This is a genomic window from Frankia torreyi, from assembly GCF_000948395.1.
Lineage (GTDB): Bacteria > Actinomycetota > Actinomycetes > Frankiales > Frankiaceae > Frankia > Frankia torreyi.
In genome coordinates, this window is the sequence record NZ_JYFN01000038.1 from 14,551 (window position 1) to 28,586 (window position 14,036).

Below are 14,036 nucleotides of genomic sequence, written 5' to 3' on the forward strand. Positions count from 1 at the left end.
AGGCGGGATGGCGCTGCCTCCCGTGGGGCCGGTTCCGCCGCGCCGGCCTCGTTGCTCATCCGGTCGGATCCGGGAGCGCCGCCGCGGCCCGGTCGCCTACTCGCACCGCGGCGACGAGGACGACCGCGCCGGCGACCGAGAGCAGCGTCCGGACGTGGTTCCAGGCCGTCCAGTCGCCCGCGTAGCGCAGCCAGGAGTCGGCCGCGCCGGCGGTGGTCGGGTCCACCCGGGCGAGGGCGTCGTTGTGGGGCACGTGGTAGGCGATCGTGAGCAGCACCCCGAGCAGGTAGAGCGCGGCCCCGGCCAGGCGGTACCAGGCCCCCGGCTCGTGCGGATCACGCACCGACGCGACGCCGAGCACGACGCAGGTGGCGGCGGTACCGAACATGACCAGCATGAAGGCGGCCGTCGGGGCCTCGCGGTTGACGCTCTGCATCGCGGCGAGCCCCTGGTCGGGCGGCAGCCGGCGCAGCGCGGTCATCACGAAGGCGGAGAAGGCGAAGAGCACCCCGCCCACGACCGCCGCCCCGACGGCGGTGATCAGCGTGAGCGTGGGCAGAACCCTGGAGGTCATGTGCGCCGTCCTGTCTGGCCGGGCCGGAAGCTGTCGTGATCCAGTGAAATGCGCGCGATCGGGACGAGCCATGGCCCGGACGCTCGTCTGCATACGCGAGCGTCCATCCATCCGGTGTGGTGAGGGCTGGGCCGCCGTTACGATCTCCCGCATGGACGCGATCGCCGGGTTACTGGACGGCCCCCGGGCGCACGGTGCCTTCCTGCTGCGCCTGACCATGAGCCCGCCCTGGTCGCGCTACGCATCCAGGACGAGGCCCCGCTGGCCATCGTCGCGATCGTGCGCGGGCACGCGTGGGTGGTCCCCGACGACCGGCCCGCCGTGCGCCTGACCGCCGGGGACGTCATCGTCATCCGCGGGCCCGAGCCGTATCGAGTGGCCGACGACCCGGCGACCCCGGCCCAGATCGTCATCCATCCCGGCCAGGTCTGCACCACCCCGTCCGGGGAGAGCCTCGACCTGTCGATGAAACTCGGGCTGCGCGCCTGGGGTAACAGCCGCGACGGCGCGGCCGAGCTGGTGGCCGGCGTTTACCAGTTGCGCACCGAGGTCAGCCGTCGGCTGCTCACCGCGCTGCCGGCGCTCGCCGTGGTCCGGGCCGGCGACTGGGACTCCCCGCTCGTGGATCTGCTCGCCCGCGAGGTCGGCCGGGACGATCCCGGTCAGGAGATCGTGCTGGACCGGCTGCTGGATCTGCTCGTCGTCGCGGTCGTGCGCACCTGGTTCGCCCGGGCCGAGGCGGCTGCCCCCGCGTGGTGGCGGGCGAACGACGACCCGGTCGTGGGCCCGGCGCTGCGCCTGGTGCACCACACGCCCCAACACCCGTGGACGGTCGCGGAGCTTGCCGCCGCCTGCGGAGCCTCCCGGGCCGCCTTCGCCCGCCGGTTCACCGATCTCGTCGGCGAGCCCCCGATCGCCTACCTCACCGGCTGGCGCCTGGCACTGGCCGCCGACCTGCTACGCGAACCGGACGCCTCCGTCGGATCGGTGGCCCGCCGGGTCGGCTACGGCAGCCCCTTCGCCCTGAGCACCGCCTTCCGCCGCCACTACGGCGTCAGCCCCCGCGAACACCGCGCACGGTGAGCAGGCCGCCGGGGCGGGGGCTCGGCGCGAGACCGTTAGGGTTGTTGTCAAGGGTTCGACGTCGGGATGTGGTGGGACTGTGGTTGATCGCCGGGACTGGATGACCAGGGCCGCGGACGAAGCGATCGAGCGGGCGCAGCGGCGCCCGGGGGGCGGGAAGGTCGTCTGCGCGTCGGGGATCAGCCCGTCGGGGCCCATTCACCTCGGCAACCTGCGGGAGATCCTCGTCCCGCATCTCGTCGCCGAGGAGATTCGTGCTCGCGGAGTGCCCTGTGAGCACATCCTGTCCTGGGACGACTACGACCGGCTCCGCAAGGTGCCCGCCGGGGTGCCCGCCGACTTCGCCGAACACGTCGGCCGGCCGCTGACGGCCGTCCCCGATCCGTGGGGCGAGTTTCCGAGCTGGGCGGAGCGGTTCAAGGCGCCGTTCCGGGACGCGTTGTGTCGCCTCGGCATCGAGGTGCGCGAGATCAGCCAGACCGAGATGTACCGCTCGGGTGCCTACGCGGACGGCATCGCCCGGGCGATCGCCGCCGCCCCCACCATCGACGGCATCCTCGGCCGCTACCGCACGCTGCAACCATCGCCCACCGCGGCACCCGCCGGCTCCGGGCCGGATGGTTCCGGGGCGGGTGGTTCCGGTTCCGGCGGTTCCGGTCCCGGCGGCCGGGCCGGGCGCGGCGGGCGGCGGGGAGCGGCGGCGCCGGGCGGGGCCGACGACGTCCCCCCGGCGGACGTCGACGTCGCCGCCGACGAGGGGGCTGCCGACGACGAGGGCTCGGCGTCGGCGTCGGCCTACTTCCCGTTCCGGCCCTACTGCGAGGTCTGCGGTCGCGACACGACGGTGGTGGCGTTCTTCGATCCGGTGGCCGGCCAGGGCGACTATTCCTGCTCCGCCTGCGGCAACCACGGCCGGTTCGACGTGCGGGGGCCGGCGAACGGCAAGCTGGTGTGGAAGGTCGACTGGCCGATGCGCTGGGCCTTCGAGAACGTCGCCTTCGAGGCCGGCGGGGTGGACCACTCCTCGCCCGGGTCGAGCTTCACCGTCGGCGGCAGCATCGTCCGCGAGGTGTTCGGCGGCGAGCCGCCGGTGTACCTGCCGTACTCCTTCGTCGGGGTCCGCGGGCGGGCCAAGCTCTCCGGATCGGCGGGTGGGGCCCCCACCCCCGCGGACGCCCTGCACATCCTGGAGCCGGCGATCGTGCGCTGGATCTATGCCCGGCGCCGACCGAACCAGGCCATCACCGTCGACTTCGGGGCGGAGGTGCTGCGCGTCTACGACGAGTGGGACGCGCTGAACCGCCGCGTCGGCGACGGCACGGCCGAACCCGCGGAGGACACCGTGGTGGCGCGCTCGCGGGGGACCGTCGAGGGCGGCCCGGTCGACGCGCCGCGCACCGTGTTCCCCTTCCGGCTGCTGTCGTCGATCTGCGACATCACCGCCGACGACCCGACCCAGATCCTGCGGATCCTGCGCCAGGCCCGCGGCAGCGACGCGCCCGGCGAGAGCGGCGCCGACGGCACGGGGCAGGCACCGTTCACGCTCGACGACCTCCAGCCGCGGCTGGGCTGTGCCCGGGCCTGGACCGGCGAGCACGTGCCCGCCGAGCAGCGCACCATCGTGCGGACCGAGCCGGACCGGGCGGCGCTGGCGGGCTTGAGCGCCGACGAGACCAAGGCCCTCGCCATCCTCGTCGACGGCCTCGAGGAGGACTGGTCGCTGGACGGGCTCACCACACTGACCTACGCCGTGCCCAAGCTGCTGCGCGGGCTGCCCGCCGACGCACCGGCCACCGCCGAGCTCAAGCAGGCCCAGCGCGCGTTCTTCGTCCTGATCTACCGGCTGCTGGTCGGCCGCGACACCGGCCCGCGCCTGCCCACCCTGCTGCTGGCGGTCGGCCCCGAGCGCATCCGAGCCCTGCTCACCGCCGCCGAGTAAGGCGTGCAGGTCCGGGCGGACCGGCGATCGGCTGTGCCCGCCGGCTCGGACAGCCTGCTCGTCCGCGGGGACGACGACCGGTTCTCCTTCGTCCCCGCCTCGGTGCAGGAGTACCTGGTGGTGGCCCGGGTCGCCGAGGACCTCGGCCGCACCGGGGGCAGTGCGGCGAGCTGCGTGGTCAGCCGGTGCCGGGCGAGGCGGGGCCAAACAGCTTCAGATAGCGTTTCGACGACGTGGGGTTCAGATCCGGCTGGTAGAGCGACGAACGGACGTTCTTCGCCTCGGAGTTGTTGTAGTACGCCTCGTAGGCCAGATTTGCGGCATTGGCGGCGAACGTCTCATACATCTTCTGGACGTAGAAGGGGTTGTCGCCGCCGCCGCCCTCCGACCGGACCACCCCCCACTCTGGGACGGCGAACTTCTTGCCGTGATCATGGGCGAACTTGATCACCGTGCACAGTCCGGACCGCTGGTGGCACTGGCGGTTCCAGCTCTTCTCGCTGACCGACGTGGGGAAGAAATCGTAGGAGTCGATGCTGACGACGTCGACGTACTGGTCGCCGGGATAGGCGTCCCACACGTCCCGCCCGCTCCCGGGCAGCTTGTCGGTGTGGGCGTTCATGTTCCAGTCGATCTTCACGGCCGGCGCGGTCGAGCGCAGCGCGGTCACGGTCCGACGAAAGCACGCCTTCCAGGTCTCGACATTGCGCACGTGCCAGTACATGTAATCGCCGTTGAACTCCCAGCCGAGCCGGATGTAGGCGTCCGCGCGGCCGAACTTCGTCAGCGTCGCGCCGAACGTTCGCCAGTAGTTGTCGTAGGCGCCGCTCGCACAGGTCCCCTCGTTGCCGTCGCGGGGGAACGGCGGCTGCGCGATCGACAGCTCACCCGGGAACTTGTCCCGGGTGAAGGCCGCTGTCGGCCAGTCCGCCGAGACCATGTTGTACCAGTCCTTGCGCTCGGTGAAGACGATCGCGAGCCCGACCTGGCGGCCGGTGAACGCTCCCCAGGCGTTGACGTCGGCGGGATAGTTGCCGTTGGCGCCGGACACCCAGTGCACCCCGACGGGGCCGGGTGCGGGTTTCGACGAACCGGAGCACGCCGCGAGCCCGGCGGTCAGCAGTACGGAGACCAGCAGCAGCGACAGCGAGACCAATCGCGACCGGCGTCGCACTCTCACGCTACGGAGGGCCTGCGGAGGACCGGCGCCGCGGTGGGCGAGGTCACGCCGGCGCCCGGTGCGGACGACTGATCGGCCGCCGCCAGCGGCGACAGCCCGGCGGTCGGCGACGCGGACGTGGCCGCGCCGCCCATGGGAACGGACCGCGGGGCGGTGCCGGACACCAGGACGCCCGGCGCGGTCGTGCCCGCGGCCGGCCCACCCGCTGTGGCGGTCGGCGCCAGCCCTCCGGCGGCGGTCGCTCTCTCGCTCGCCGCTGCAGTGCTGGGCCTCGCACCCACCGAGGAGGTCGCCCGCGTGTGGGCTGCCCGCGCTTGGGCCGGCTGCGCGTGGGCCGGCTGCGGCTGGGTCGGCTGCGCTTGGGTCGGCTGCGCCGGGCTCGGCTCCGTCGTCGGCTCCACCGGGTTCGCGCTGCGGGACTCCAGCCAGGCCCGGACGCCGTCGGCCTCCACGGGCCAGTCGTGGCCGGGGACGAGTGCGGCACCCAGCTCCATGTGCGTGGCCAGGGAGGGCGCGGGGACGAGCAGGGTCCGCCGCCGCCGCTCGGGTCGGGCCAGCGCCACCGCGTTCAGGGTGGCCCGCAGCCCGGTCAGCGCCGCCCGGCGGGCGATCCGCGCGGCGGCCGTCGAGGGCGCCACCAACGGTGGTTCACCGCCCAGTTCCGGCAGCCGGAAGGGCTGGAAACCCTGCAGCGTCAGGCAGGTCGCGCGGTCGAAGGCGCCACCGACGAAGGGGATCGAGCGCAGCAGCAGCTCGTCCTCGACGAGGGTGCCGACGCGCAGACCGAAGGTGCTGGTCGTGGTGGCGGTGCGAGCCCAGGTCACCCCCTCGATCATCGGGGCGTGCTCGTGGATGCTGCCGTCGTCGGTGACCTGCGGGCGTCGCCGGGTGGAGGTGGCGGCCAGCCGCGACGTGCCGTACAGGGTGAAGTATTCGACGTCCGGGCGGGCGGTGGCGGCGGAGACCAGCGCGGAGAGCGAGTTCTCCGTGTACAGATAGTCGTCTTCCGCGAGCCAGACGAGATCGTCGGCGGCCCAGCGGCGAAGCCTGGGCATGCGTAGGACGTGGCGATACGACGCGCGATTACTGCCGCACGTGACCGGGACGACCTCGCCGGCCTCCGCCATCATCGAAAGACGATCCGCCGGCATCGGACCGTCGTTGACGAAGACGATCCTCGTCGGGATCTCGACTTTCTCGACGGCGCGCAGGAGGGACGCGAGCGCCAGCCGCTTGCTGTAGAACGCCGGTCGGTTCTTCGCGTTCTCCGAACCAACGGATCGATACAGGATGCGCAGAATCATCTCAACCCCCCCGCCTGGCCCGGGTCCAGGCGGCATTCACCGGAACGGTCTCGACGCCGGTCGAGATCCTACCTATATGGTCGCCGCCCCCCGGCGGACCGGTCGTGATCGGAAGATTTTCCTGACCCCCCTTGGTGGGGCCGGACACGATGTGGCTCATCCGGGCTCGTTCGATTCGGCCGGTTCCGATCCGGCCGGAGCCGCATCGGCTGGCTCCGCAGTGGCGATGCTCGGGGCGCCGTCCTGTTCCATCTCGCGGGCGACCCGGCGGACCAGCAGGAACCAGAACGGCACCGTGATCCAGAACGCCGCGATGTAGCCGATGACCGCCCCGGACGCGCCGCCGAGCTCCAGCCCGATGATCGGGTAGAGCAGGAGCTGCGGGGCCAGGATGGCATTGGCGCGGAAGGTGAGTTTGGCCTGCCCCATCGCGTAGAGCATGCACGCCGGCCCCACCGTCGCCGCCGGCCCCGTCTGCTGCACGATCGACAGTGCCAGCAGATGATGGGTCTGCCCCCAGGTGTCGCCGAGCAGGGAGTGGCCGATGCTCGTCGGTAGGAACAGGAAGATCGTTCCCCAGACCACGCCGACGGCGACGATCACTCCCGACAGGGCGTAGGCCGCGCGCAGCCGCGCCCCGGCCGACATGTCCTTACGACGGGAGAACTCCGGGACGGCCCAGCTCACGATCCCGACGGCGAGGATCGTCGTCGGTCCGAGCAGGGTCTGCACGCCGCGCAGCGCGCCGACGAGGTCGATCGCCCCCAGGGTGCCGAGCAGCAGCGTCGAGGCCTGCTGGGCGCCCTGGACGGTGAGGTACTCCGCGCTCATGTAGCCGTTGATGTCGCGATGCTCGACGATCCAGGACCGGACCTGGTTCGTCGCGGGCCGGAAGCCGGCCTGATAGATCCCGAGGATGGCCGCGACGGCCGCCGCACCGCCCCAGGCCAGCAGCATCGCCCACGAGGTCGACACATCGCGGACGATCAGCAGGAGGATGGCCCCGAACTGGACGATCGCCCAGATTCCGTCGTTGGCGGCGGCGGCCGCCGGCCGGCCCTCGGCGAAGAACACCTGCCGCCAGGCGTCCTGGAGCAGCAGCGCCGGGAACACCAGTCCCATCGCGATCAGGGAATGGCCGACGCCGCCGCCGAGTGCGAGGCCGACGGCCAGCGTCACCGCCCCGGAGAGCAGTCCGATGACGAAGGCGGTGCCGGTGCCCGCGGCACCCGCCGCCCGGAACACCCGGGGCGACACGTCCGCGAACTTCATGCCCAGCGGCGCGGTGCCCGCGGCCTTCGAGAAACCGATCATCAGCGAGAAGATCGCGAACGCCACACCGAACGCGCCGAACTCCGACGAGCTCACGCTGCGGGCGATGATGAACGACATCACGGCGTTCGTGCCGCTGGAGAGCACCTGGTCGACGAGCGTCCAGATCGCCCGGGACCGGCTCGATCCGCGGGTCGTCCGCTCGACGCGGTGCCGCCCGCCCACGCCGGCGTCCTCGCTGAGGTCCGCGAGGCCGTAGTCGACCGGTTCGGGACGGTTCGCGACGGCCGTCCCGGCGGGCGCGCCCAACGTCCCGCCGGCCGCTCCATCCGCGCCGGCACCGCCCCGGCCGTCGATCGCCGGATCCGGCCGGTTGAGGCCGCCGAGGAAGAACTCGCCGGTCATCGTGCCGGACATCGGGATCAGGCCCTCGGCCGTGGGCGCGTGGGTGGGACGGAAACTGTCCGCCCCGGGCACCCGACGCACGCGCAGCCCGCGGATGATCTGTGTCCGCTCGTGATCGAACGGTTCGACCCGGCGCGCCGGGTTCGACTCNCCCCCGCCGTGCTCGCGCACGGGTGGCTCGCCGCGTGGGCCCAGGTCCCGCCCGGCGGTGCCCTCCCGGCCGGAGCCCCGGCCCCGTCCGTAGCTGTTGCCGTAGCCGAACTCGCGGCCGTGGCCGTATCCGTGCCCCTGCCGGTGGTCGGCGGCGGTCTCCGACTCCTCGAGGCGCCCGCGCTGCGGCCCGCTCTCGGCCACCCGACCGCTCTCGGCCACCCGACCGCTTTCGGCGCCCTGACTGCCCCCGGTGCCCTGGCCGCGGTCGGCGACCCGGCTGCGGTCGGCGTACTGACGATGCTCTCTGGCCCGCTGGGCCCGGCCGATGGGATACAGCGCGGGATCCCGGTCCAGATCGCGGCCACGGTGGCGGTCTCGACCGGGGCCGGTGCCCTCGGCCCGGCCGTCGTCGCGCCGGCCCGAGCCGTCGTCCTGCGCGGCCCGGCGTTCGTGTTCGGTCCGGCGGGCCTCGGCGACCTCGGGCATGCCGAGACGGCGGCGCAACGCGGCCAGCTCGGTCGTCGACGTGAGCTCGGCCGGACTCGCCGGACTCGCCGGACTGGACGGGGGCGGCGGGCCGGAGCGTCGCTGCTCCGTCGGCGAGCTCTGCTCCGTCTGACGGTGCTGCTCTGCGGGCCGGTGCCGGTCTGCCGGGCGCTTCTGGTCCGTCCGCCGTTCCTGGTTGGGCGGCTGCGCCTGGCCTGCGGGCAGGTCCTGATCGGTGAGCTGGTCCTGGTCGCGGGGCGCGGCGTTCGGGTCCGAGGGGGGCGCGTCCGAGCGGCGCGGGCGCGGCGCGGTGAGGCGCTGGGTCGTCTGCGTGGTCGCGGGACCCGGCTCGACGCGGGTCACCGGAGGTCGCCCGCTCGGCCGCCGCGGCAGGCGGGTGGCCGGCGGACCACCCTGATCGTCGTCGGATGGGAATCCGTGGCCGGACTCATCCATCCACCGCCGACCGTCCTCTCCATGCCGCATCAGCCCGACCTTGACCGGCGTATCCCGCCGGGGGCCACCGAGGTTCTCGCCCGGCGAACCCCACAGGGATCCACCGAGGCGCCGCACGCCTGGCAGCCAGCAGGTCGATGGTAGCCCGATATGGGTGGCTCTCCCGGGCCGGGCGGGCCGGATGTGCCGTACCCGACCGCTGCCGGGGCCGATCGATGCGATCTACCATGCCGGGGCCGCGGCGAGCGGAGGCGGTCCCGCCACCCGGTGCCGGTTTTGTTGGGCGGAGGCGGCCCCGCCACCCGGTGCCTGTTTGGTGGGCGGTCGGCGAGCCTTGCCCGCATCCCTCCACATCGACGATGGCCCTCCACATCGACGACGGTGCAACACCTTGAGGACGACGGTGGCGATCGTAACAACCCGGGATGGGTCGGCAGGGGCGTTTGCGACGCCGTCCCTCCATTCGCCCCGGATCTACGGGTGCCGGCGGCGCAGCGTCACTGCGGCGAGGCCGAGGGCGGCCAGGGTGCAGCCGGTGACGATCAGGATGTCGCGGGTCAGCCACCGGTCGACGTGCCGCGACGTCGACAGCCGGGCCATGGCGTCGACGACGTACGTCATCGGCATGACGGTGCTGATCGCGTCGAGCGTCGGCAGCATGCCGTGCCGCGGCACCAGGATGCCGCACAGCATGAACTGCGGGATGAGCACGGCCGGGATGAGCTGCACGGCCTCGAACTCGGTACGGGCGAAAACGCTCATCCACAGGCCGAGCGCGGTGCCGAGGAAGGAACTGAGGATGGCCGCCACGAAGAGCATGGGGGCCGATCCCCGCACGGTCAGGCCGAGCGCACCCACGGTCAGCGCGGTGGCGAACGCGGCCTGGGTCGCGGCGAGCACGGCGAACGCCAGCCCGTAGCCGACGAGCAGGTCCCCGCGGCCGACCGGGCTTGTCAGCAGCCGCTCCAGCGTGCCGGACGTGCGCTCGCGCAGCATCGCGACGGAGGTGACGAAGAACATCGTCATGAGCGGGAAGATCCCGAGCAGCGCAGGGCCCACCCGGTCGAAGGTGTCGGGGGACCGGTGGAACAGCAGGCGCAACGTCAGCAGCAGCACCGGCGGCAGCAACAGGACCAGGGCGAGGGTGCGGCGGTCGCGGCCGAGCTGGCGAAGCACCCGGGCGGCCGTGGCGCCGGTGCGCAGCTCGTCGATGGGCTTGCGGCGCGGGCAGGGTGCGACGCCGGGGGGATGGTCCGGCGGTGGATTCGGGGTGCGCGGCGCCTCGGTGGCGCCCCCAGTGGGTGTGGTCGGCGCGGGTCGGGCCTGCGGACCGGCGCGGTCGCCGGCCCCGGCCCCGGCCAGCCGGTTCGGCGCCTCGACGAGGCGTAGGAAGCCCTCCTCCAGGTCGGCGCAGGCGGTGGCGGCGAGCAGGTCCGCCGGTGTGCCCTGCGCGAGCAGCGTCCCCTCGTAGAGCAGCAGCAGGCGGTCACAACGGATCGCCTCGTCCATCACGTGCGAGCTGACCAGGATTGTCGTGCCGCGCTCGGCGAGCTGGCGGAAGTCGGCCCACAGCCGTCGGCGCAGCAGGGGGTCGGCCCCGACGGTGGGTTCGTCGAGGACGAGCAGGTCGGTGCCGCCGATCATCGCGACGGCCAGCGACACCCGCGAGCGCTGGCCGCCTGAGAGGTGGTTGACCAGCCTGGACGACTGCTCGGTGAGGCCGACATGGGCCAGCAGCGCGTCGAGGTAACCGGGCGCGCGGGTGGGGTCGTCGGGGTCGTCGGCCTGGGCGAGCGCGGCGAAGTAGCGCAGGTTCTCCCGCACGGTCAGGTCGCCGTACACCGACGCGGCCTGGGTGGCGTAGCCGACCCGCCGGCGCAGGCAGGCATCGCCGGCGGCGTAGCCGAGGACGCGCAGGTCCCCGTCCACCCCGCTCTGGACCCCGACGATCGCCCGCATCAGCGTGGTCTTGCCGCCGCCGCTCGGCCCGATCACCCCCGTCACGCTGCCGCGGGGCACGGTGAACGAGACGCCGTGGATGACAAGGTGACCGCCGCGGCCCCGCCGGCGCGCCCCGCGCCGGATCCGCACGTCGGTCGCGGAGACCGCAGCCACGTCTCTGTGCGCGCCGGGTGGGGCGCGGCGAGCGGCGACCCCGGCCGCGTTGGTCACGCTCGGCGTCGGTTCCAGTCCGGGGTGCACCCGCCGCATCCTGTCAACGCCGCGTCCCGATCCGCGCGACCGGGCGTCCCGGCGAGTTCCGCCGCGGTTTCGCGCGCAGCGTCGCGTCCGGCGTCGGATGGGCGTCCGGCGTCGCCTGTACGGCCGGCCCTGCATGTTTGGCGGCTTGCGGTGGCGGCACCCCCAAGGGCGGACGAGCCGAGATGCCGACACGCCGAGATGCCGACATACAGGGATGCCGACATACAGGGATGCCGACATACAGGGATGCCGACACGCAGGGATGCCGACATACAGGGATGCCGACACGCAGGGATGCCGAGGTGAGGATGATGTCGTTCGTCGGGTATGCGCTGTCCTGCGAGGAGCACGGCGCCCGGGCGTTGGTCGGGCAGGCACAGGCCGCCGAGCAGGCCGGCTTCGACGGTCTGTGGATCTCCGACCACTTTCATCCCTGGAACGACGCGCAGGGACAGGCACCGTTCGTCTGGTCGGTCATCGGCGCGATCGGGCAGGTCACCGAGCGCGTTCCGCTGACCACCGCGGTGACCTGCCCGACCGTGCGGATCCATCCGGCGATCATCGCGCAGGCCGCGGCGACCTGCGCGACGATGCTGCCCGGCCGCTTCCAGCTCGGCGTGGGTTCCGGGGAGGCGCTCAACGAGCACGTGCTGGGCGACGGCTGGCCGGCCACCGAGGTCCGCCTGGAGATGCTGGAGGAGGCCGTCGCCGTCATCCGCGAGCTGTGGCGCGGCGGGATGGTCAACCACCGCGGCCGGCATTACACGGTCGACCGGGCGCGGCTGTACTCGCTGCCCGCCGACCCGCCGCCGGTGTATGTCTCCGGGTTCGGCCCGGCCGCGGTCCGCCTGGCGGCGCGGATCGGCGACGGGTACTGCGGGGTCGCTCCCGACGCCGACCTGTTGCACCTGTTCGACGAGGCGGGCGGCGCTGGACGGCCCAAGCAGGGCTCGCTGAAGGTCTGCTGGGCGCAGGACGAGGCCGAGGCCCGCAAGACCGTCCACGCGCTGTGGCCGAACAGCGCGCTGCCGGGCGAACTGTCCCAGGAACTGCCCACGCCGGCGCACTTCGAACAGGCCAGCGCGCTCGTCACCGAGGAGATGGCCGCCGCGTCGGCGGTCTGCGGGCCGGACGTCGAGCGGCACGTCCGCGCGGTCCAGGAGTACGTCGACGCCGGCTACACCGAGGTCTACGTGACCCAGATCGGCCCTGAGCAGGCCGGCTTCTTCGACTTCTACCGCCGCGAGATCCTGCCCCGCTTCCACTGACGTGCGCCCGCAACCCGCTGATTACACGTCCGCTGGGCGGCACCGCGCAGGCGCGTGGCTCTAGGGGATCAGATGGCGCAGACGATCTGCGCTCCGCTCATCCCCAGTTCCGCTGCCGATCGACCCGGCGGCCGTCCTGCACACGGCGGATCAGGTGTACGGCCACCTGTTCTCCCCGGACACCCTCGACGACCTGGACCTCGGCGACGTCACCGAGAAGGACCTTCGCATCCCGCGGGAGTCAGCGGCCCTGGCGGCGCTGAATCGGGTGGAGATGTCCGAGGAGATCTCCGACATCGGACCGGCGTGGTTCTTCCCCACCACTGCCCGGGTGGTGTTCGATCTCGACGCGGACGACGCCGAGCGGATCGACGCCCTTTACCGCGGAGGCTTCTTCAACGAGTACCGGCGACTCACCACCGTGAAGGCGCATGCCGCCCTCGGCGGCCGGTTCGTCCACGGCTGCCAGTCGTCACCGAACATGTCCGGCGGGGCCGTCGTGCCCTACGGCGTCGATCTGACCCGATTCCGCACCGACCTGGGCGCGTTCAAGCGGGACTGGATCGATCGGATCCTCGCCCTCACCGGACCCGTCCCGGCCGCCTGCCCCTGCCCTCCAGCCGACCGGCCGGAGACGGTACCCCGCCTCACCGGCCGGTCCCGTCCCGCTCGTTGCGGCGAGCCCCTCGGAGAGACACTCATGGATGCGCTGTCCCCGCTCCTGGCTGACCTGGCCGAACTGGCCCATCTGGGATCGCCGGTCGCTCGGGTCCACGTCCGGGCCTGGGCGCTGTCCGGAGTGGAACGGGTCCGCTTCGCCGGTGATCGTGAGATGATCTTCAAGTGGGCGCGGGAGCCGTTCACGGCAGAGGCTGACGTACTCCGACACGTCCGCGGACAGGGTGTTCCCGTCCCGGTGGTATTCGCCAGCGTCGTTCGCGGCGGCCGGCTCGGCGTCCTGATGGAGGACCTCGGCGATGCGGACCGGGAAGCGACCATGGCCGACGCAGCTACCGCGGCGGTCACGGTGCACGAGGCGAAACCCGCCGATGCGCTGCCGGTTCTCGACCGGGTCGCGTTGACCGCCCTGCCAGGTCAGGCCATCGCCGGGCTGGAGGAGCTGCGGGCAGCGGGACGATGGACGGAAAGCACCGATCTGGACGAGCCGTTGGCGCGGCTCGCCGATCACGCCGATCGCCTCGCCGACGGCGTCGAACTGGCACCGTTCGGGCTGTGCCACAGCGAGTTCCACCCGACCAGCCTGCACGTCCGCGACGACGGATGGCACCTGCTGGACTGGGCGCGGTCCTTCATCGGGCCGGGCCTGCTCGACTTGGCTTCCTGGCAGGGAACCCAGCAGCCGGCGGACTCGGCGAGCCTGCGACGGCTGATCTGGGCCTACATCAGGGCCGGCGGGGCGGCAGAGGCGTCCCGTTCCCGCGCGGGCCTGCCGGCGGAACGGTGGGCGCTGGGCTGGCACCGGCTGTGGATCATCGCCTGGTACCTGGAACAGGCCACCACGTGGATGCCGAGTTTCGACCAGGACACCTTCACCGCCACCGTCATCCGACGACACCTCCACGAAGCAGGCACTTTCCTGTGGACCCCGTCCTGATGAACGTCGCTGTCTGGGAGCGTCACGCCCGCGCTCGCATCGCGGCCGGTGACCTCCATCGGCCGCCCGGTCCTTCTCGATTCACCTGGACCCGCAATG

General features: G+C 72.7%; 8 protein-coding genes and 1 pseudogene. 4 read left to right on the top strand and 5 right to left on the bottom strand.

What is annotated here, in order from left to right:
* Positions 1-55 precede the first annotated feature (55 nt).
* Positions 56-574, bottom strand: a complete 519-nt coding sequence (locus FF36_RS20945; RefSeq protein WP_044886839.1) for an anthrone oxygenase family protein — start codon at positions 572-574, stop codon at positions 56-58.
* Between the two features lie 151 nt (positions 575-725).
* Between FF36_RS20945 and FF36_RS20950 the strand changes: the two are divergent.
* Positions 726-1,657, top strand: a pseudogene (locus FF36_RS20950) (AraC family transcriptional regulator).
* Between the two features lie 100 nt (positions 1,658-1,757).
* Entirely contained in the window at positions 1,758-3,596 is a 1,839-nt protein-coding gene (lysS, locus tag FF36_RS20955; protein ID WP_044886840.1) for a lysine--tRNA ligase, read from the top strand.
* 178 nt (positions 3,597-3,774) lie between these two features.
* Here the strand turns inward: lysS and FF36_RS20960 are convergent, their stop codons facing one another.
* The 4 genes from FF36_RS20960 to FF36_RS33110 form a co-directional block, all read right to left on the bottom strand.
* Positions 3,775-4,776 (bottom strand): glycoside hydrolase family 26 protein, encoded by a 1,002-nt coding sequence (locus FF36_RS20960; protein ID WP_044886841.1) that lies wholly within the window; start codon positions 4,774-4,776, stop codon positions 3,775-3,777.
* The gene (locus FF36_RS20965; RefSeq protein WP_236705710.1) at positions 4,773-6,080 is read right to left on the bottom strand and encodes a hypothetical protein; all 1,308 of its coding nucleotides are present in this window, start codon (positions 6,078-6,080) and stop codon (positions 4,773-4,775) included. The genes FF36_RS20960 and FF36_RS20965 overlap by 4 nt, the downstream gene beginning before the upstream one ends.
* A gap of 156 nt (positions 6,081-6,236) precedes the next feature.
* The coding region (locus FF36_RS20970) for an MATE family efflux transporter (RefSeq protein ID WP_242422688.1) at positions 6,237-7,907 on the bottom strand (1,671 nt) is incomplete at its 5' end.
* A 1,419-nt stretch (positions 7,908-9,326) separates the two neighbouring features.
* Complete coding sequence (locus tag FF36_RS33110; protein WP_242422689.1) at positions 9,327-11,054, bottom strand: ABC transporter ATP-binding protein/permease; 1,728 nt, start codon at positions 11,052-11,054, stop codon at positions 9,327-9,329.
* Positions 11,055-11,362: 308 nt separating this feature from the next.
* On the opposite strand from FF36_RS33110, the gene FF36_RS20980 reads away from it, so the two are divergent.
* Together FF36_RS20980 and FF36_RS38600 are read left to right on the top strand one after the other, a co-directional pair.
* Positions 11,363-12,322 carry an LLM class F420-dependent oxidoreductase gene (locus FF36_RS20980; RefSeq protein WP_236705726.1) on the top strand — a complete coding sequence of 320 codons (960 nt, stop codon included), beginning with the start codon at positions 11,363-11,365 and terminating at the stop codon, positions 12,320-12,322.
* Positions 12,323-12,476: 154 nt separating this feature from the next.
* Positions 12,477-13,937 (top strand): aminoglycoside phosphotransferase family protein, encoded by a 1,461-nt coding sequence (locus tag FF36_RS38600; RefSeq protein WP_242419307.1) that lies wholly within the window; start codon positions 12,477-12,479, stop codon positions 13,935-13,937.
* Positions 13,938-14,036: the final 99 nt, after the last annotated feature.